Annotated in this window: 14 protein-coding genes; 10 read left to right on the top strand and 4 right to left on the bottom strand. The window is 56.9% G+C overall.

What is annotated here, in order from left to right:
* The first annotated feature begins 246 nt into the window (after window positions 1-246).
* The 9 genes from rpsF (at window position 247) to AUC61_RS07030 (ending at window position 13,567) form a co-directional block, all read left to right on the top strand.
* Window positions 247-672 carry a 30S ribosomal protein S6 gene (gene rpsF / locus AUC61_RS07070; RefSeq protein ID WP_027900435.1) on the top strand — a complete coding sequence of 142 codons (426 nt, stop codon included), beginning with the start codon at window positions 247-249 and terminating at the stop codon, window positions 670-672.
* 28 nt (window positions 673-700) lie between these two features.
* Window positions 701-931, top strand: a complete 231-nt coding sequence (gene rpsR, locus AUC61_RS07065; protein ID WP_002551829.1) for a 30S ribosomal protein S18 — start codon at window positions 701-703, stop codon at window positions 929-931.
* Between the two features lie 36 nt (window positions 932-967).
* Window positions 968-1,858, top strand: a complete 891-nt coding sequence (locus AUC61_RS07060; RefSeq protein ID WP_243245249.1) for a hypothetical protein — start codon at window positions 968-970, stop codon at window positions 1,856-1,858.
* A gap of 19 nt (window positions 1,859-1,877) precedes the next feature.
* On the top strand, window positions 1,878-2,324 hold the full coding sequence (gene rplI, locus AUC61_RS07055) for a 50S ribosomal protein L9 (RefSeq protein WP_020293665.1): 447 nt from the start codon (window positions 1,878-1,880) through the stop codon (window positions 2,322-2,324).
* Window positions 2,325-2,448: 124 nt separating this feature from the next.
* Window positions 2,449-3,843 (top strand): replicative DNA helicase, encoded by a 1,395-nt coding sequence (gene dnaB / locus AUC61_RS07050; protein WP_243245247.1) that lies wholly within the window; start codon window positions 2,449-2,451, stop codon window positions 3,841-3,843.
* Window positions 3,844-4,000: 157 nt separating this feature from the next.
* Window positions 4,001-6,301, top strand: coding sequence for a YgiQ family radical SAM protein (locus tag AUC61_RS07045; protein ID WP_122663139.1), 2,301 nt, complete (start codon window positions 4,001-4,003; stop codon window positions 6,299-6,301).
* A gap of 372 nt (window positions 6,302-6,673) precedes the next feature.
* Window positions 6,674-9,967: a transglutaminase family protein gene (locus AUC61_RS07040; RefSeq protein WP_243245245.1), complete on the top strand. Its 3,294-nt coding sequence runs from the start codon at window positions 6,674-6,676 to the stop codon at window positions 9,965-9,967.
* Window positions 9,968-10,178: 211 nt separating this feature from the next.
* Complete coding sequence (locus tag AUC61_RS07035) at window positions 10,179-12,674, top strand: circularly permuted type 2 ATP-grasp protein (protein WP_243245243.1); 2,496 nt, start codon at window positions 10,179-10,181, stop codon at window positions 12,672-12,674.
* Window positions 12,674-13,567 carry a transglutaminase family protein gene (locus tag AUC61_RS07030; RefSeq protein ID WP_243245241.1) on the top strand — a complete coding sequence of 298 codons (894 nt, stop codon included), beginning with the start codon at window positions 12,674-12,676 and terminating at the stop codon, window positions 13,565-13,567. Before AUC61_RS07035 ends, AUC61_RS07030 begins: the two co-directional genes overlap by 1 nt.
* Window positions 13,568-13,670: 103 nt before the next feature.
* Here AUC61_RS07030 and AUC61_RS07025 read toward each other — a convergent pair whose 3' ends face one another.
* Window positions 13,671-13,865 carry a hypothetical protein gene (locus tag AUC61_RS07025; protein WP_243245240.1) on the bottom strand — a complete coding sequence of 65 codons (195 nt, stop codon included), beginning with the start codon at window positions 13,863-13,865 and terminating at the stop codon, window positions 13,671-13,673.
* 406 nt (window positions 13,866-14,271) lie between these two features.
* On the opposite strand from AUC61_RS07025, the gene azu reads away from it, so the two are divergent.
* Window positions 14,272-14,718, top strand: coding sequence for an azurin (gene azu, locus AUC61_RS07020; protein ID WP_243245238.1), 447 nt, complete (start codon window positions 14,272-14,274; stop codon window positions 14,716-14,718).
* Window positions 14,719-14,974: 256 nt separating this feature from the next.
* On the opposite strand, the gene nadE is transcribed toward azu, so the two are convergent.
* From nadE to AUC61_RS07005, 3 genes are all read right to left on the bottom strand, one after another.
* Complete coding sequence (gene nadE, locus AUC61_RS07015) at window positions 14,975-15,802, bottom strand: ammonia-dependent NAD(+) synthetase (protein ID WP_243245236.1); 828 nt, start codon at window positions 15,800-15,802, stop codon at window positions 14,975-14,977.
* 46 nt (window positions 15,803-15,848) lie between these two features.
* Window positions 15,849-17,048, bottom strand: coding sequence for a nicotinate phosphoribosyltransferase (gene pncB, locus AUC61_RS07010; protein ID WP_243245235.1), 1,200 nt, complete (start codon window positions 17,046-17,048; stop codon window positions 15,849-15,851).
* 383 nt (window positions 17,049-17,431) lie between these two features.
* On the bottom strand, window positions 17,432-18,949 hold the full coding sequence (locus AUC61_RS07005; protein ID WP_243245233.1) for a hypothetical protein: 1,518 nt from the start codon (window positions 18,947-18,949) through the stop codon (window positions 17,432-17,434).
* Window positions 18,950-19,202 lie beyond the last annotated feature (253 nt).

The following is a 19,202-nucleotide window of genomic DNA, read 5'->3' as shown; positions in this document are numbered from 1 at the left end:
TTGGCCTTCAGTCGCGACGAGGGTCCTTCGGACCTTCGCAGCCTTCGGCAGCTCCTACAGAGGCTTTGTGGTAATTGCTCAAATAATCACCAATTACCTTGCACCTCTGCATCCCCTTCTCTACAATTGCGCCCCTTGCTGTCACGGCAGGCGCTCATGTGCCTGTCCCTGAGCAAGACTAACAGTGTCATTCACTCCTTGTCTGACCGCTTATTGGCGGCAGGCTACAACCCGTAAGGAGCATTCATGCGTCATTACGAAATCATCTTTTTGGTCCACCCGGATCAAAGCGAGCAAGTCGGCGGCATGGTAGAGCGTTACACCAAGCTGATCGAAGAAGACGGCGGCAAAATCCACCGTCTGGAAGATTGGGGCCGTCGTCAACTGGCTTACGCAATCAACAATGTTCACAAGGCTCACTACGTGATGCTGAACGTTGAGTGCACTGGCAAGGCTCTGGCCGAGCTGGAAGACAACTTCCGCTACAACGATGCAGTGATCCGTAACCTGGTCATCCGTCGTGACGAAGCCGTAACTGGCCAGTCCGAGATGCTCAAGGCTGAAGAAAACCGCAGTGAGCGCCGTGAGCGTCGCGACCGTCCTGAGCACTCCGACAGCGCCGATGGCGTTGATGGTGATGACAGCGACAACAGCGATAACGCTGACGAGTAATCCACGGACCTTTTAAGGAGCCAATCACATGGCACGTTTCTTCCGTCGTCGTAAATTCTGCCGCTTCACCGCTGAAGACGTGAAAGAGATCGACTACAAAGATCTCAACACTCTGAAAGCATACGTATCCGAGACCGGCAAAATCGTTCCAAGCCGTATCACTGGTACCAAAGCACGTTATCAGCGTCAGCTGGCCACCGCTATCAAGCGTGCCCGCTTCCTGGCCCTGCTGGCCTACACCGACAGCCACGGCCGCTGAGACCGGGCAGTCGACAAAGTAGTAAGGATCTAATGCATGCGCGCCTTGGCTGAATTCATCATGCGGGGACGTTTGCAGGCCATGCTGGTTGTGGCCGGATTTGCGGCATTGCCGCTGTTGTACTGTGTGAGTGCCGCTGCAGCTAGTCTTGTACTACTGCGGCGCGGTTCGGACGCCATCGGCGTCATTGGTGTGGGAGTGCTTTCAGCGTTAGTTTGCTGGTACTTCCAGAAAGATCCCGGTGCACTTTTAGTGTTGCTGGGGGCTTGTGGTCTGTCGCTGGTTTTACGCGCAGGCCACACCTGGAATCGCGCGCTGCTGGTCAGCGTGGTAGTCGGGTTGTTGTGTGCAGTGAGCCTGGGAACGGTGTTCAGTCCCATGGTTGACAGTTTGAGTCAGGAGTTCGAGAAACTCATGCCTCAGGCTTTCGGTGAGGTCTACGAGAAACTCTCGGCTGACCAGCGAGTTACCTTCGCTTCACTGATTCCACCCCTGATCATCGGTTCGATGGCGGTTACGCTTCAGGTTTTCAGTGTGTTGTGCCTGATTCTTGGGCGCTATTGGCAGGCGTTGTTGTACAACCCCGGTGGTTTTGGTCGCGAATTTCGTCAGATCAGAATCCCGAAAGGACTGGCGTTATCGTTGCTGGCAGCGATGTTTGTAGGGCCGATGATTGGCGTACAGATGTTGATTTTGTTGCCGTTGTTGAGCATACCGTTGGCCTTCGCCGGGCTGGCCCTGATTCACGGGCTGGTGGCGCAGAAAAAGCTGGCCGGTTTCTGGCTGGTGGGGATGTACGTCACGCTGGTGCCATTCATGCACCTGATAGGTCCGTTGCTCGTGGTTATTGCCATTGTCGACAGCCTGATTGATTTTCGCGGTCGTCTGGGATCGAAAGACTCCGATAGCGCGAACGGTGAAGGTTAAAAGTTAAGAGGATTTTCACATGCAACTGATCCTTCTGGAAAAAGTCGCGAACCTGGGCAACCTGGGCGACAAAGTAAATGTTAAGGCCGGTTACGGTCGTAACTACCTGCTGCCATACGGCAAGGCTACCGCTGCGACCGCTGCTAACATTGCTGCGTTTGAAGAGCGTCGTGCCGAGCTGGAAAAACTGGCTGCAGACAAAAAAGCTTCTGCCGAAACTCGCGCTGCCCAACTGGCTGAGCTGGAAGTGACTATCACTGCCACCGCTGGTGACGAAGGCAAGCTGTTCGGTTCGATCGGCACCCACGACATCGCTGATGCACTGACCGCCTCGGGCGTTGAAGTTGCGAAAAGCGAAGTTCGTCTGCCGAACGGCACCATCCGTAACGTTGGCGAATTCGACGTAGCCGTGCACCTGCACAGCGATGTAGAAGCAACCGTTCGCGTTGTTGTGGTGGCTGCTTAAGCAGTACGTAATCGTCTGGCGACTTGCTCGTCAGAGGATTAACATCGGGCACGATCCTGTTTACAGGTCGTGCCCTTTGTCTTTCTGTACCGATGGCTTTTACCATCCCTGATTTCGAGTGGATATGAACGATATCTCCGCCCCCGAGCAATATGATCTGCAAACCGCTGCCCTGAAGGTGCCCCCGCATTCCATCGAGGCCGAACAGGCAGTACTCGGCGGTCTGATGCTGGACAACAACGCCTGGGAACGTGTGCTTGATCAGGTCTCGGACGGCGATTTCTATCGGCATGACCACCGCTTGATCTTCCGTGCCATTGCACGTCTGGCTGACCAGAATCAGCCAATCGACGTGGTAACTTTGGCCGAGCAGCTGGAAAAGGAAGGCCAGACTTCGCAAGTTGGCGGTCTGGGCTACCTCAGTGAGCTGGCGAAAAACATTCCGTCGGTTGCCAACATCAAGGCCTATGCGCAAATCGTTCGTGAGCGGGCGACGTTGCGACAATTGATCAGTATCAGTACCGAGATCGCCGACAGTGCGTTCAACCCGGAAGGGCGTAACGCATCAGAGATCCTCGATGAGGCCGAGCGTCAGATCTTCCAGATCGCCGAAGCGCGGCCAAAGACCGGGGGCCCGGTCGCGGTGACTGACCTGTTGACCATGGCCATCGACCGTATCGATACGCTGTTCAACACTGATAACGCGATCACCGGCCTGTCCACCGGTTATACCGACCTTGATGAAAAAACCAGTGGCCTGCAACCGGCTGACTTGATCATCGTCGCCGGTCGTCCGTCCATGGGTAAAACCACCTTCGCCATGAACCTGGTGGAGAACGCTGTATTGCGCAGCGACAAGGCAGTACTGGTTTACTCATTGGAGATGCCAGGTGAATCGCTGATCATGCGTATGTTGTCTTCGCTGGGGCGCATCGACCAGACCAAGGTCCGTGCCGGTCGGCTGGAAGATGACGATTGGCCGCGTCTGACTTCGGCGGTCAACCTGCTCAACGAGCGCAAGCTGTTCATTGACGATACGGCGGGTATCAGCCCGTCGGAGATGCGCGCCCGGACCCGGCGTCTGGTGCGGGAACATGGCGACATCGCCTTGATCATGATCGACTACCTGCAGTTGATGCAGATCCCCGGCTCCGGCGGTGATAACCGGACTAACGAGATTTCCGAGATTTCCCGTTCGTTGAAAGCCCTCGCCAAGGAGTTCAATTGCCCGGTTGTTGCCCTGTCGCAGCTCAACCGCTCCCTGGAGCAACGACCAAACAAACGCCCGATCAACTCCGACTTGCGGGAATCAGGAGCGATCGAGCAGGATGCCGACGTCATCATGTTCGTTTACCGGGACGAGGTGTACCACCCGGAAACCGAGCACAAAGGCATCGCTGAAATCATTATCGGTAAACAGCGTAACGGCCCTATCGGTACCACGCGGTTGGCGTTTATCGGTAAGTACACCCGTTTCGAAAATCTCGCGCCGGGCAGTTACAACTTCGACGACGATTGATTTGCTGGGAGTGTTTATGTGGGAGCGGTGCTTGCCCACAGGTAATGGCAGTCCCGCCACCAGTAACTCAATTCCGACCATTACCGTCGGACTTGATCAAAAATTGTGCTATATTCCGCGCCCGCGATTTTTCCAACGTGCAAACGTAGGTTCCGACATGCAAGCAGCCAAGCCGTTATTTGACTATCCGAAGTACTGGGCCGAATGTTTTGGGCCAGCGCCTTTCCTGCCAATGAGCCGGGAAGAAATGGATCAGCTTGGCTGGGATTCCTGCGACATCATTATCGTGACCGGTGATGCCTACGTGGATCACCCTTCGTTCGGTATGGCGATCATTGGTCGGCTGCTGGAGTCTCAGGGCTTCCGCGTCGGGATCATCGCACAGCCAAACTGGCAGTCCAAAGACGACTTCATGAAGCTCGGCGAGCCGAATCTGTTCTTCGGTGTTGCGGCTGGCAACATGGACTCGATGATCAACCGCTATACCGCGGACAAGAAAATCCGCTCCGACGACGCCTATACCCCAGGCGGTATGGCTGGCAAGCGTCCGGATCGCGCCAGCCTCGTTTACAGCCAGCGGTGCAAGGAAGCCTACAAGAACGTGCCCATCGTGCTTGGCGGCATCGAAGCATCGTTGCGTCGTATCGCACACTACGACTATTGGCAGGACAAAGTCCGCAACTCGATCCTGATTGATGCCTGTGCCGATATCCTGCTGTATGGCAACGCCGAGCGGGCGATCGTCGAAGTGGCTCAGCGTCTGTCCTATGGTCACAAGATCGAAGACATCACCGATGTGCGCGGCACCGCGTTCATTCGCCGTGACACGCCTAAAGACTGGTACGAAGTGGACTCCACCCGTATTGACCGTCCGGGCAAGATCGACAAGATCATCAACCCGTACGTCAATACCCAGGACACCCAGGCCTGCGCCATCGAGCAGGAAAAGGGGCCGGTTGAAGATCCGAACGAAGCCAAAGTTGTGCAGATTCTGGCCAGCCCGCGCATGACCCGTGACAAAACGGTTATCCGTTTGCCGTCCGTGGAAAAAGTGCGTGGCGATGCGGTTCTCTATGCTCACGCTAACCGCGTATTGCACCTGGAAACCAACCCAGGCAACGCTCGGGCATTGGTGCAGAAGCATGGCGAAGTGGACGTCTGGTTCAATCCGCCACCGATTCCGATGACCACTGAAGAAATGGACTACGTGTTCGGCATGCCGTACGCACGTGTCCCGCATCCTGCCTATGGCAAGGAGAAGATCCCGGCTTACGACATGATCCGTTTCTCGGTGAACATCATGCGTGGCTGCTTCGGTGGCTGCACGTTCTGCTCGATCACTGAACACGAAGGCCGGATTATTCAGAACCGCTCTGAAGAGTCGATCATCCGCGAGATCGAAGAGATCCGCGACAAGGTTCCAGGTTTCACAGGGGTCATTTCCGACCTCGGCGGGCCTACCGCCAACATGTACCGTATCGCTTGCAAAAGCCCGGAAATCGAATCCGCCTGCCGCAAGCCGTCCTGCGTGTTCCCGGGCATCTGCCCGAACCTGAATACCGATCACTCGTCGTTGATTCAGCTGTATCGCAGCGCCCGTGCGTTGCCTGGCGTGAAGAAAATTCTGATTGCTTCCGGCTTGCGCTATGACCTCGCGGTCGAGTCGCCGGAGTATGTCAAAGAGCTGGTCACCCACCACGTCGGTGGTTACCTGAAGATCGCCCCGGAACACACCGAGGAAGGTCCGCTCAACCAGATGATGAAGCCGGGCATTGGCAGCTATGAAAAATTCAAGCGCATGTTCGAGAAGTACTCCAAGGAAGCGGGCAAAGAGCAGTACCTGATCCCTTACTTCATCGCGGCCCACCCGGGCACCACCGATGAAGACATGATGAATCTGGCGCTGTGGCTCAAGGGCAATGGTTTTCGTGCAGATCAGGTACAGGCTTTCTATCCGTCGCCAATGGCTTCGGCGACCGCTATGTATCACTCCGGAAAGAACCCGCTGCGCAAAGTGACGTACAAGAGTGATGCTGTCACCATCGTCAAGAGCGAAGAGCAGCGTCGTCTGCACAAGGCATTCTTGCGCTATCACGACCCTAAAGGCTGGCCAATGCTGCGCGAAGCGCTGATCCGCATGGGCCGAGCCGACCTGATCGGCTCCGGCAAGGATCAGTTGATCCCGCAACACCAGCCTGCTACCGACAGTTACCAGAGCGCTCGACGTAAAAACTCGACGCCTGCTGGCAGTCATAAAGTGGGTAAGACCACGCTTATCCAGACCCAGCACACCGGCCTGCCACCACGCGGCAGTGACGGCAGCAAACCATGGGACAAGCGTGAAGAAGCCAAGGCTGCGGCCATGGCCCGTAACAAGCAGGCTGCCAAAGAGCGTATGGACGCTGCAAAGGGTAAAGGCCCCAAGCCGCCCAAGCGCAAGCCAGTAGTCCCACGCTAAATCGCGTCGTCTATATCGCGGGCAATTCCTGCGCTGACCTTCGCGACCTTTTGTCGGCGCGAGGCTTGCCCGCGAAGCAGTCGAGTCGGTGAGCCAGAGACACCGCGTTATCGTTCTTCGCGGGCAAGCCTCGCTCCCACAGAGACCTTATCCTTGTGGGAGCGGTGCTTGCCCGCGATAGCCGCAATCAGAACCTCCTCCGCAAAATTTCCATCCTCCTGCCTTATTTCTGTGCAACGCTTGCACCGCGGGGCACGGTGGGCGCTTTAATAGTGCCTGGTTCTGCCTCGCCGTCGAGGAACCGCCGTATTTGCCCGGATGGCATAAGTCTTGCGCGGTTCCATTACCGTCCAGGCTCGCAGGAGGCACGCCGTGTCGATTCATATTGCCTTGCACCACGTTACGCACTACCGCTACGAACGAGCGGTTGAACTTGGTCCGCAGATTGTTCGCCTGCGCCCGGCGGCCCATAGCCGTACCCGGGTTTTGTCGTACTCACTGAAAGTCCTGCCCGAAAATCACTTCATCAACTGGCAGCAGGACCCTCAAGGCAATTATCTGGCGCGTCTGGTCTTTCCGGAAAAGACCAATGAGTTGCGTGTTGAAGTCGATCTGGTCGCCGAAATGGCTGTCTTCAACCCATTCGACTTCTTCCTCGAACCTTACGCCGAGAAGATTCCGTTTTTCTATGCCAGCGAAGAGCAGCGCGAACTGGCGCCGTATCTTGAAAAGCTGCCGCTGACCCCTCGCTTTGCTGCCTATCTGGCCAGCATCGATCGCACGCCGTTACCCGCCATCGACTTTCTGGTCGGGCTCAATCAGCGTCTGAGTCAGGATATCGATTACCTGATCCGTATGGAGCCTGGCGTGCAAACGCCAGAATTCACTCTGGAAAACTCCTCTGGCTCATGCCGTGACTCCGCCTGGTTGCTGGTGCAGTTGCTGCGGCATCTCGGTATGGCGGCGCGCTTCGTGTCCGGCTACCTGATTCAGCTTAAAGCCGACGTTGAAGCCCTTGATGGCCCTTCCGGAACGGACGTCGATTTCACCGATTTGCACGCATGGTGCGAGGTTTATCTACCCGGCGCCGGCTGGGTCGGCCTTGATGCCACGTCCGGTTTGTTCGCAGGCGAAGGGCATATTCCGCTGGCCTGCAGCCCCGAGCCCTCATCGGCGGCACCGATCAGCGGGTTGGTCGAACCGTGCGAAACTGAATTCAGCCATGAGATGTCCGTTGAGCGGATCTGGGAGGCACCTCGTGTCACCAAACCGTACACCGAAGAACAGTGGGCCGAGATTCAGACGCTGGGCCATCAGATAGACCGTGATCTGGCTGACAATGATGTTCGTCTGACCATGGGCGGCGAGCCGACCTTTGTTTCGATCGATGACCGCGATGGGGCTGAGTGGAACACGGCTGCACTGGGGCCGAAAAAGCGTGCCTTGTCGGCTGAGCTGTTCCAGCGCATGCGCAAGCACTACGCGCCACTGGGGATCGTGCATTTTGGTCAGGGCAAATGGTACCCGGGCGAGCAATTGCCACGTTGGTCGCTCAATTGCTTCTGGCGTAAAGATGGACAGCCGGTCTGGCACAACAACGCGTTGATTGCCGAAGAGACCGAAAGTTACGGTGCAACCGGTGAGTTGGCCGGAAAGTTTCTCGCCAGCGTGGCCGAACGGCTGAAGCTGCCGACGCGCTTTGTATTCCCGGCCTACGAAGACAATTTCTACTACTTATGGCGTGAAGGTGCGCTGCCTGCCAACGTCAGCGCGGAAGATTCGCGGCTGGGTGACGAGCTTGAGCGTGCGCGACTGCGCAAGGTTTTTGCTCAGGGGCTGGACAAGGTGATCGGCCAGGTTTTGCCATTGGCGCGCTCCGTTGACGGTGATCGCTGGCAGAGCGGCCGTTGGTATCTGCGCGACAACCACTGCCGTCTGGTGCCTGGCGATTCTGCACTCGGTTATCGGTTGCCGTTGGCATCGCAGCCCTGGGTCAAGGCGGCGGAATATCCTTTTATCCATCCCACCGACTTCAACCAGGACTTTCCCGAGTTACCGGATGACGGGCAGGTTCAAGCGCAACTGACCGGGCTTACAGAACATCCAGACACCAACGCCGAGCGGATGCCGAAGATCGACGAGTCTGCCGACTGGCTGACCCGTACGGCGTTGTGTGCTGAAGCGCGGGAAGGGCGGTTGTACCTGTTCATGCCGCCGCTGGAAAAGCTCGAACATTATCTGGAACTGGTAGCTGCCATCGAGGCCAGTGCCGAAGAGCTGAACTGCCCGATTCTGCTTGAAGGCTACGAGCCGCCGAGCGATCCTCGCCTGGCGAATTTCCGTATCACGCCTGATCCGGGCGTCATTGAAGTTAACGTACAGCCGTCCGCATCATGGGACGAGTTGGTGGAGCGCACCGAGTTTCTCTACGAGCAGGCGCGCCTGACGCGCCTGACCACCGAGAAGTTCATGATTGACGGTCGCCATACTGGAACCGGTGGCGGTAACCATTTTGTTCTGGGTGGCGCTACGCCAGGTGATTCACCGTTCCTGCGTCGCCCCGACGTGCTGCGCAGTCTGCTCAGCTACTGGCACAACCATCCGTCGCTGTCGTACCTGTTTTCCGGGCTGTTCATCGGTCCGACGTCCCAGGCACCGCGGGTCGATGAGGCGCGTAACGACTCGTTGTATGAGCTGGAAATCGCCTTCGCACAAATGCCCGCGCCCGGCGAAGAAGTCGCGCCTTGGGTGGTCGACCGTCTGCTGCGCAACTTGCTGATCGACGTCACCGGCAATACCCATCGGGCCGAGTTCTGTATCGATAAGTTGTACTCCCCGGATGGTGCGACTGGTCGTCTCGGCCTGTTGGAGTTGCGTGCTTTTGAAATGCCGCCTCATGCGCGGATGAGTCTGGCTCAGCAATTACTGCTTCGAGCGCTGGTTGCGCGCTTCTGGCGCGAACCCTATGCGCCCGCCAGGCTGGCTCGCTGGGGGACCGAGTTGCATGACCGGTTCATGCTGCCGCACTTCATTGAGCAAGACTTTGCGGACGTTATCGAGGAGTTGAACATCGCCGGTTACCCGGTGCGTGCCGAGTGGTTTGCGGCGCATCTGGAGTTCCGCTTTCCCAAGGTTGGCGATTATGCGGTCAGCGGTATCGAACTGGAGTTGCGCCAGGCGCTTGAACCCTGGCACGTACTGGGTGAAGAAGGTTCGGCGGGTGGCGCGGTGCGTTACGTGGATTCGTCCCTTGAACGCCTGCAAGTCAAGATTAACGGCATGCCGCCGAAACGTTATGTATTGACCTGTAATGGCATTGCGATACCGTTGCAGCCCACCGGGAGAGTTGGCGAGTTTGTCGCGGGCGTGCGTTATCGCGCCTGGCAACCTGCCAACTGTCTGCAACCAACCATCCCGGTGCATGCACCGCTGGTATTCGATCTTGTCGATACCTGGATGCAGCGCTCACTGGGCGGCTGCGAGTATCATGTCGCGCATCCTGGGGGGCGTAATTACGAGACCCTGCCGGTTAATGCCAACGAAGCGGAAAGCCGTCGTCTGGCGCGGTTCTTCAGGATTGGTCATACCCCCGGCAAACTGGAAGTGCCACTGCTTAGCGTTAATGATGAACTGCCGATGACGCTGGATATGCGTTTGCATAAATAAAAGGGCGTCAGTCACAGCCGGCTCGGACTGGTAGGAGCGAACTTGTTCGCGAGGTTGCGTATCGGGTATGACGTCTCGCGAACAAGTTCGCTCCTACCGGGCACCTTGATTCATTCGTTTTTATAAAAATGGTTTCGTCAGCCGGAGCAGCCATCCAATGGCTGACATCCGACTACGCTACTCTGAATTTTTAGTCTCTGCCGAGCCTTCCATGCACGACTTGCTTGACCATTACCCTGTGTTTGCGGGTACCTATCATGAAATGCTTGATGCTGATGGCGCCGTTCGCCCCCATTGGCAGCGCATGTATGAGCAATTGCAGCGCAGTACTCCCGCGCAACTGATCCAGCGTCAGGCCCTGCTGGCCAGGCAGATTCAGGAAAATGGCGTGACGTATAACGTCTACGCCGACCCCAAGGGGGCTGACCGGCCGTGGGAGCTGGATCTGCTGCCGCATCTGATTCCCGCTGAAGAATGGCAACAAGTGGCTGCGGGCATCGCCCAGCGGGCTAAGTTGCTCAATGCCGTGCTGGCAGACCTGTATGGTCCGCAAACCCTGATCTCCAAAGGGCTCTTGCCCGCTGAGCTGGTGTTCGGCCACAACAATTTCCTGTGGCCGTGCCAGGGCATCGCGCCTCCGGAAGATGCGTTTCTGCATATGTACGCGGTCGATCTTGCGCGTACGCCCGATGGGCGTTGGTGGGTGACAGCCGATCGTACCCAGGCGCCATCGGGCGCTGGCTACGCGTTGGAAAACCGTCAGATTGTGTCTCGTGCATTTCCCGAAACCTACCGGGATCTGCAGGTTCAGCACCTGTCCGGGTTTTTCCGCGCCTTGCAGGAAACCCTTGCCCGTCAAGCGCCCGCCAGCAATGAAACACCGCTGATCGTCTTGCTGACGCCGGGACGCTTCAACGAAAGCTACTTCGAGCATCTGTATCTGGCGCGCCAGTTGGGCTATCCGCTGGTCGAAGGTGGTGACCTCACTGTTCGCGACGCAACGGTGTACCTGAAAACCCTCAGTGGCCTGCGCCGGGTGCACGCGATCATGCGGCGTCTGGATGACGACTTCTGCGATCCGCTGGAGCTGCGTACTGATTCGGCGCTCGGCGTACCGGGTTTGCTGGAGGCTGTGCGTCAGGGCAAGGTGCTGGTCGCAAATGCCTTGGGCAGCGGCGTTCTGGAATCGCCGGGCCTGCTGGGCTTTTTGCCGAAAATATCCCAGCACCTGTTCGGCGAAGACCTGATCCTGCCATCAGTGGCCACCTGGTGGTGTGGCGAGCCTCCTGTTCTCGCTCAGGCGCTGGAGAAGCTGCCGGAGTTGTTGATCAAGCCCGCGTTTCCATCCCAGAGTTTCGCGCCGGTATTTGGCCGGGACTTGAACAAGGCCCAACGTGAAGCGCTTGCACTGCGTATGCAGGCCAGGCCTTACGCTTACGTGGCGCAGGAGCTTGCACAGCTATCCCATGCGCCAATCTGGCAGGCCGACGGCGAGCAATTGCAGCCACGCGCGATTGGCATGCGCGTATATGCCGTGGCCAGTTCCGAAGGCTATCGCGTTCTGCCCGGAGGTCTGACCCGGGTCGCCGCCGAAGCTGATGCCGAGGTGGTATCGATGCAGCGCGGCGGTGCCAGCAAGGATACTTGGGTGCTGGGCGAGCTCTCGCAAACCGGCGAACCCTGGAAAGGTCAGCGTACCCTGGGTGTACATGATCTGATTCGTCGCGATCCTTACCTGCCGTCCCGCGTGGTGGAGAACCTGTTCTGGTTCGGTCGGTATTGCGAACGCTGTGATAACAGCGCGCGCTTGCTGCGCATCATGCTCACGCGATATGTGGACGGCGATGATCCTGTGGCTCTTGAGGCCGCCGTGGCGCTGGGCGAGCGCCTGAACCTGCTGCCAGATGAAGAAGAGGGCGGTTCGCTGCCTGAGCGGCTTCTTGCGGGGCTTCTCGGCGAAGAGTGGCCGTTTAGCCTGCGCGCGAACCTGCAACGCTTGCAATGGGCTGCGTCTCAGGTGCGCGGCAAGCTTTCCCGGGAGAACTGGCAGGCGCTGGTTGAATTGCAGCGTGAAGCCATCAGTCTGGACAGCAAGGATCCGGATTTCGGCCAACTGCTGGATTTCCTCAATCGACTGGTGATGTCCCTGGCGGCCCTGTCCGGTTTCGCCCTGGACGACATGACCCGTGACGAAGGCTGGCGCTTTCTGATGATCGGTCGGCGTATCGAGCGTCTGAAGTTCCTCAGCAACAGCCTCGCGGCATTCTTGCGCAGTTCGGCCGTGTCAGACCAGGCAGGGCTGGAGTGGCTGCTGGAACTGGGTAATAGCAGCATCACCTATCGCTCGCGTTACCTGGCCGTGCCGCAACTGATTCCGGTGCTTGACCTGTTACTGCTCGATGACCAGAACCCTCACGCGGTGCTGTTCCAGCTCAAACTGGTATCCAAGTCTCTGAATCGTTTGAACGAAGAGTTTTGTGCGCCGCGAGATGCGAGCCTTGGCACGTTGGTTCGACGACTGTCGAGTTTCGACCTGGGTTGTCTGGAAAATCCTTTGTTTGGTGAGAGCAGTATTCAGGCAGTGCTGGAGGGGCTTGCGGACATGCTGCAAAGCATTGGTGATGCCGCCGGGCAAGTCTCTGACCGTCTGGCCTTGCGTCACTTTGCCCATGTCGACGATATCAGCCAGCGTACGGTGTCCGTCTGATGAGTGCCCATTACCAGATTTTTCATGACACGCATTACAAATACGACAGCCCGGTTTCTCTGGCGCAGCAGTTGGCGCACCTGTGGCCAAGGGCTAATCCGTGGCAGCGCTGTTCCGAGCAGCAGTTACTGGTCAGCCCGATTCCGACTATTCGCCGTGATGAATTCGATGTCTTCGGCAACCCGCTGACGCGCTTGGCGTTCGAGCGGCCTCACGATGAGCTGCAGGTGAGTGCGCGTCTGCGGGTGGAAGTTCTGGAGCGTGCGCCCCTTAACTTCGATCATTCGCCCGCCTGGGAAATGACTCGCAGCATCATGACGTACAACGCCAGGCCGATGTCTGCGGATATCCTCGAAGCTTGTCGCTATCGTTTCGAGTCGCCTTATGTGCATTTGAAGCAGTCTTTCATCGAGTTTTCGGCGGATTGTTTCGTACCAAGCCAGCCGCTGATGTTATGCGTGCAGGCATTGATGGAGAAAATCTTCACTGAATTCACCTTCGACGGCGAAGCTACGCAAGTGGCGACACCGCTGGTGGAAGTGCTGGAATCCCGACGTGGTGTCTGTCAGGATTTTGCTCACCTGATGCTGGCCTGCTTGCGCTCACGCGGTTTGTCGGCGCGCTATATCAGTGGTTATTTACTGACCCAGCCACCACCGGGGCAGCCGCGGCTGATTGGCGCAGATGCTTCCCATGCCTGGGTTTCGGTGTTTTGTCCGGTGCTGGGCTGGGTAGATTTTGACCCCACCAACAATGTGCAGCCTGCGCTGGAGCACATCAGCCTGGCCTGGGGGCGGGATTTTTCAGACGTCTCGCCGTTGCGCGGGGTGATTCTGGGCGGTGGTAATCACGACCCGGAAGTGCGGGTGACGGTGATGCCGGTTGAGGGGTGAGGTGTAGGTTGCTGCCGTCCACCTGTAGGAGCCAACTGGTTGGCGAAGCGGTGGGACTGACACGCCGCCTCGCCAACAAGTTAGCTCCTACAGAAAAAGCATTTCAGCTAGCTGGCTTGTCGTCAGTAGTGGTTTGCTCTACAGGCGCAGCTTCGTCGGTAGCTTCAGTTGTCTCGGCGTCGCTTTCGGCTGTGGTTTCGGCCAAGGCAGCATTTTTGCGCTGAAGCTTTTCCTCTTTCTTCTGCTCTTTAGCCAGATCTCGCTGACGCTTTGCGAAGGAATAGTTAGGTTTAGCCATGGGCGATCCTCTGTTTAGGCGGTTAATGGCGCCATTCTGCCTGAGAACGGCGTCGGGCACACGGCGTTGTATGTCCTCCGGTCCAAAGCCCTAATTCCCAAGCCCCGCTTTTCGTCAATTAAGTCGTCACTAAACCTGATTTGATTCTTCAGCACTGCTGCCGGTGGCACCACAGGCATAAGCCGCGAGCAAGCTACGGAAAAAGCTGTTGAGCTGCATGATGGTCTTCCTGAAATATGGCGATGAGGCATCTTGCGCGGTTGGATGACAGACTGCCCGTTGATTGTCTCGATGGCCTCGATAGCTAACTGCCACTGAGCCTTGTTGACGCAGGTCATTGGAACCTGGCGTTATATCAGGCAGTCTTTGCCGGAATAAACAAAATACCCAGCCTTGGAGATTCCCCATGATTCGCAAGCTTGTTGCTGTATCCCTGCTGACATTGGCCAGCGGGCAGTTGCTGGCGGCAGAGTGCAGTGTAGACGTTGATTCAACTGATCAAATGTCCTTCAACACCAAGGCCGTTGAAATAGATAAAAGCTGCAAGACGTTCACGGTAAACCTTACCCATTCCGGTAGCCTGCCAAAGAATGTCATGGGCCATAACTGGGTGCTGAGCAAAGAGTCGGACATGCAGCCTATCGCTACTGATGGCTTGGGCGCTGGTATCGACAAGGATTACCTGAAGGAGGGCGACGCACGCATCATCGCCCACACCAAAATCATCGGTGCTGGTGAAACGGATTCGGTGAAGTTCGACGTTTCCAAGCTGGACCCGGCTGAAAAATACGGTTTCTTCTGCTCGTTCCCTGGCCACATCAGCATGATGAAAGGCACCGTGACGCTGAAATAAGCGTTACCTTCGCACCCCGGTGTCCATGGCACCGCGCTGTCTCGCGGCAAACATGGGATCTGTAGGAGCTGCCGAAGGCTGCGATCGCGTTGTATCAGAAGAAACGCTTCGCAGCCTTCGGCAGCTCCTACAGAAAATGCATTTCAATCCAGTAGATTGCCTGTTGTTGTTTGATGAGAGCTAACTTGTTGGCGAGGCGGCGTGTCAGGTGAAATGCTTCGCGAACAAGTTCACTCCTACAGGGACCTAACCTACATCAAGGTGCGTACGGCAATTCCCGCTTGTGCTGGGTCTTGGCGTAGGTGTCACAGATGATCTTGAACGCTTCCTCTCGGACTGGCTCGCCATGCAGGAAGGCGTCGATTTCGGCGTAGGTCACGCCATGTGACGCTTCGTCCGGTTTACCGGGCATCAAGTCTTCCAGGTCCGCAGTCGGCACCTTCTCGACCAGCGATTCCGGCGCACCGAAGTGCCTGGCAATGGCCCGAACCTGATTCTTGACGAGCCCGCTCAGCGGCGCGAGGTCGCAGGCACCGTCACCGAATTTGGTGAAGAAACCCATCACTGCTTCTGCTGCATGGTCGGTACCAATCACCAGGCCTTGATGTGCGCCAGCGATGGTGTACTGCGCAACCATGCGCATGCGCGCTTTGGTGTTGCCCAGTACGAAGTCCACGGCGTTTGCATGTTGACCCTCGAACGCCTTGATCTCGCTTGCCATCGCCTTGACCGCGCCGCCGATGTTGACCGTGTGGCGAATGTCCGGGTTGATGAAGTCCACCGAAGCCTGAGCTTCATGCTCGTCATGTTGCACGAGGTAAGGCAGACGCACGGCAATGAATCGGTAACTGTCATCGCCGGTGCTGCTGCGCAGCTCTTCAACGGCGCGCTGGGCAAGCAAGCCTGCCGTCAATGAATCCACTCCGCCGCTGATGCCCAACACCAGCGTCTTGAGGCGGGCGTTGGTCAGGCAGTCCTGAATGAAAACGATACGCCGGGCGACCTCGGCCTGAAGTGCGTTTTCGTCGGCGAAAGGTGGTTGCACCTTGAGCTGCTCAGCGATCTGGAGCTGTACGGCTTGCATGATTCACTCCTTGTTAAGGATGGTGGCGACGGATTCTGTTTGCGGATTAATCCGCCACTTTGAACACATGTCGCAGGTACGAGACAAAATTGGGGTCCTTGCATTGCGTCTTGCCAGGCTCGTCGGAGATTTTGGCCACCGGTTGCCCGGCGCAGGCGGTCATCTTCAGGACGATACTCATGGGTTCAACGCCCGGTATGTCTGCGGTGAGGTTAGTGCCAATCCCAAAGCTGACATTGATGCGACCGCGCAATGCGCGAAATATTTCCAGCGCCTTGGGCAATGTCAGGCCATCGGAAAACACCAGCGTCTTGCTCATCGGATCAATACCAAGCTTCTGATAGTGCGAGATGCATTTTTCGGCCCACTTCACCGGATCACCGGAGTCATGGCGCAGGCCATCGAAAAGTTTGGCGAAATACAGATCGAAGTCCCTGAGGAAAGCATCGGTGGTAATGCAGTCTGTCAGCGCAATCCCCAGCAATCCCCGGTATTCATGGACCCAGCAATCAAGGGCGGCGCTTTGGCTGTCGATCAGGCGTGGACCGAGTTGCTGATGGGCCATGATCCACTCATGGGCCATGGTACCTAGCGGTTTCAGGTCAAACTTGCGGGCCAGTTGCACATTGCTGGTGCCGACGAACTGCCCAGGGAAGTCACGCTTGAGGACATCAACGACGTCCTCCTGAACACGGTAAGAGAAGCGTCGACGGGTGCCGAAGTCTGCGACTTTGAGCTCTGCCAGTTCGTCCGCCTGTGCATTGGCGGCCAGCCAGTCGAACTTGCGATGCAACTGATCGCGCGCCTGGCTGAGTAGAATTTCAGGATGACGATGGCGGTTGCGCACTTCACTGACAATCGCGAGCACCGGGACTTCAAACAGGATCACATGCAGCCATGGACCCTGTAGGCGAATGCACAGTTGATCATCTTCGATCGTGGTTTTGACGTATCGCGTGTTGAAGCGGAACAGTCCGAGAAACCGCAGGAAGTCCGGCTTCATGAAGTTGATGCGCTCCAGAAAGCTCAGCTCTTGGGCGCTCAGTGACAAATCACAGAGCTGCTTGATCTGGTGCTGGATTTCACTGAGATAGGGACGCAGGTCCTCACCGTTGCGGCAGCGAAACTCCCACTCAACGTCGACGTTGGGGTAGTTATGCAACACCGCCTGCATCATGCTCAATTTGTACAGATCGGTGTCGAGCAGGTTTTGCACGATGCGATTGGAGAAAGCGCTCTCGCTCATTGGGTCGCTCCAGCAGGACCGGCCGCCAGACGCGGCCAAACGAAATGAATCAGATAGTCACGGGCGTCCCGGGGCAGAGCCATCGAGCGTCCATTGAGCTTTATGACCGACATAATGCCAGCCGAGGCGGGATAGGGGCAGTTTTCTTTGGTGGGGGGAGTTGGCGGCTCAAGGCTGAGGGACGTCGATTCATCCAAATCGCAACGTCGCCGTCGTGAACACCGTCAACGGCTGCAGAAAAACGAAAACCTGTAGGAGCTGCCGAAGGCTGCGAAGCATTTATCCTGACACACCGCGATCGCAGCCTTCGACAGCTCCTACAGTTCCTATGTTCGCCTCGGGACAACACTGGGGCAGTTTCTACAACTCATGGGTACCGTATCTCAGCGCACCGCCGCAACCACTGGAAAATTCAGGGTGAATTTGCCATTGGGCGTCTGGTCGCGAAACCGCTCCATGACCGTCTTGAGCTTTTTGGCTGATTCGTCATCCGTCGCGTAATAGAAAACGCTTTTCGAAGCCGTGGAGGATTTGGGAATGGTCAGCCTCATTTCCGCCACTTCAATCCAGTTCTTGGGGATTTCGGGAAACCATTCTGCGTAGACAAACGCGTAATGAACGCCTTTTTCTTTCATCAACGCGGTCATCCAGTCCACGCCGGTTTCAGTCTTGCGGTAGTTCAGTGCCTGGATGCTGCCCAGCCCCCACAGATCGAGAATGTACTGATCGCCGTGCAGCGCCACTAGTCCTAGGTCGTTTACAGCAACCGGCTCATGCAGGTCATGGACGATCATTGAGGTGGAATATTGCTGGTTGTAGATGGCGGCAGAGGCCAGCGGCACGCTTAGCGTGGAGTTGACCAGCGTCGCAAAAGCTACCGGTAGCATGGCGAACAGTGCTGCCATGTGGCGTTCGCGCATGCACGAGCGGCAAGCGTGCAATACGAACACCCCGACGAAGACCAGCCAATACACTTCGTAGCGCCCGAACCAGCCCCATCGACCGAACATCGTGTGCAGCACTGTCACGCTGATCAGCATCAGAATCAGCGGCTTTCTGTCGAAGTACAGCACGCAGATAAACAGCTGGGCGAGGATGACCCAGCCATATTTGTCGCTCTGGCTGATGATGTTGAAAATCAGCGCAGGCAGGCCGGCCATATTGGTCTTGGCAATCACGGAGGAGGGAATGTAGCCAAGGCCAAGATGATTGAGAAACAGTGAAAACCCGATCACCAGAGCCAGCATGATCGCCGTGCTGACCACCGCTGTCCGGCGCTCGCCTAGACAAAACAGATACGCCAGTACTGGAATCGATACCGCGAGCCCTTCATAACGGGTCAATGGCAGCAGGATCAACGCCAGGTAAACCGCTTTGGGGGTAACAGCGCTGGCTCCGAACTCTTTGTTCAACACGCCGCATGCAATCAGGCTCACGAGGTAGATCTGCAGCGAGTGCTCCATCCCGGTAAAAATCAGCCCGTAGAAGTTGGTCGCGAAGCAGAAACCGCCCAGGATAATCAGCTTGCTGAGCGGACTGATGTCTACCAGCACTTTGCTGAACAGTGAAAGCGTCAGATACGCGAAGATCAGGTTCAATGCGAACGGCGCATAGGCCATCGCGTCGCCGAACATCGCAAACGGGGCAAGGATGAACGGCCATAAGATGCTGGAGGAAGGCGCCGAAAACTCTGAGGCATTAATGCCGTAATGACCGCTGAATATCTGCTTGGCCAGAGCGATGTGGATGTAAGGGTCATCCAGCGTGTAAATAAACATGCCGTGGTTGTTGATCATGATGATCAGCGTGAGCAGTGCCACGGGCAGTAGCAGCAGTGCCGTCAACTGTTGGTCGGTCAGCCAGGACCATGCTCTCGCGCTTGCAATGTTAGCTGTCGCCATAGCTTCATAACCTGTCAGGGGATCAAGTCAGGGAAACTACGGAGCGATCGACATGCGTGGCGCGAAGGCTTCTACCCAAGGTTGCTGGAATATAGGTTCAACACGGGGCAGCACACAGCCATAAAAAACTATTTGGCAGGTGGAAGCAGTCGTAATGCTGACGTCAGGATTTGGTGGGGATTGCAGAGGTTCAGGCGAGATCGCTCACTTCGATCAAGCAAAATGCAAATCACTGAATTGAAATGTGCTTTCT

The sequence above is a fragment of the Pseudomonas maioricensis genome (genome assembly GCF_022790535.1).
GTDB lineage: Bacteria > Pseudomonadota > Gammaproteobacteria > Pseudomonadales > Pseudomonadaceae > Aquipseudomonas > Aquipseudomonas maioricensis.
The sequence above is the reverse complement of the archived record's forward strand: the minus strand, read 5'-3'. Positions and strand labels throughout refer to the sequence as shown.

Excerpts from the sequence above, each read along its gene's own strand:
- AUC61_RS07005 (WP_243245233.1), bottom strand. The coding sequence starts at position 18,949 with ATGGCGACAGCTAACATTGCAAGCGCGAGAGCATGGTCCTGGCTGACC.
- AUC61_RS07060 (WP_243245249.1), top strand. The coding sequence starts at position 968 with ATGCGCGCCTTGGCTGAATTCATCATGCGGGGACGTTTGCAGGCCATG.
- nadE (WP_243245236.1), bottom strand. The coding sequence starts at position 15,802 with ATGCAAGCCGTACAGCTCCAGATCGCTGAGCAGCTCAAGGTGCAACCA.
- rpsR (WP_002551829.1), top strand. The coding sequence starts at position 701 with ATGGCACGTTTCTTCCGTCGTCGTAAATTCTGCCGCTTCACCGCTGAA.
- rpsF (WP_027900435.1), top strand. The coding sequence starts at position 247 with ATGCGTCATTACGAAATCATCTTTTTGGTCCACCCGGATCAAAGCGAG.
- AUC61_RS07030 (WP_243245241.1), top strand. The coding sequence starts at position 12,674 with ATGAGTGCCCATTACCAGATTTTTCATGACACGCATTACAAATACGAC.
- pncB (WP_243245235.1), bottom strand. The coding sequence starts at position 17,048 with ATGAGCGAGAGCGCTTTCTCCAATCGCATCGTGCAAAACCTGCTCGAC.
- rplI (WP_020293665.1), top strand. The coding sequence starts at position 1,878 with ATGCAACTGATCCTTCTGGAAAAAGTCGCGAACCTGGGCAACCTGGGC.
- AUC61_RS07035 (WP_243245243.1), top strand. The coding sequence starts at position 10,179 with ATGCACGACTTGCTTGACCATTACCCTGTGTTTGCGGGTACCTATCAT.
- azu (WP_243245238.1), top strand. The coding sequence starts at position 14,272 with ATGATTCGCAAGCTTGTTGCTGTATCCCTGCTGACATTGGCCAGCGGG.
- dnaB (WP_243245247.1), top strand. The coding sequence starts at position 2,449 with ATGAACGATATCTCCGCCCCCGAGCAATATGATCTGCAAACCGCTGCC.
- AUC61_RS07025 (WP_243245240.1), bottom strand. The coding sequence starts at position 13,865 with ATGGCTAAACCTAACTATTCCTTCGCAAAGCGTCAGCGAGATCTGGCT.
- AUC61_RS07045 (WP_122663139.1), top strand. The coding sequence starts at position 4,001 with ATGCAAGCAGCCAAGCCGTTATTTGACTATCCGAAGTACTGGGCCGAA.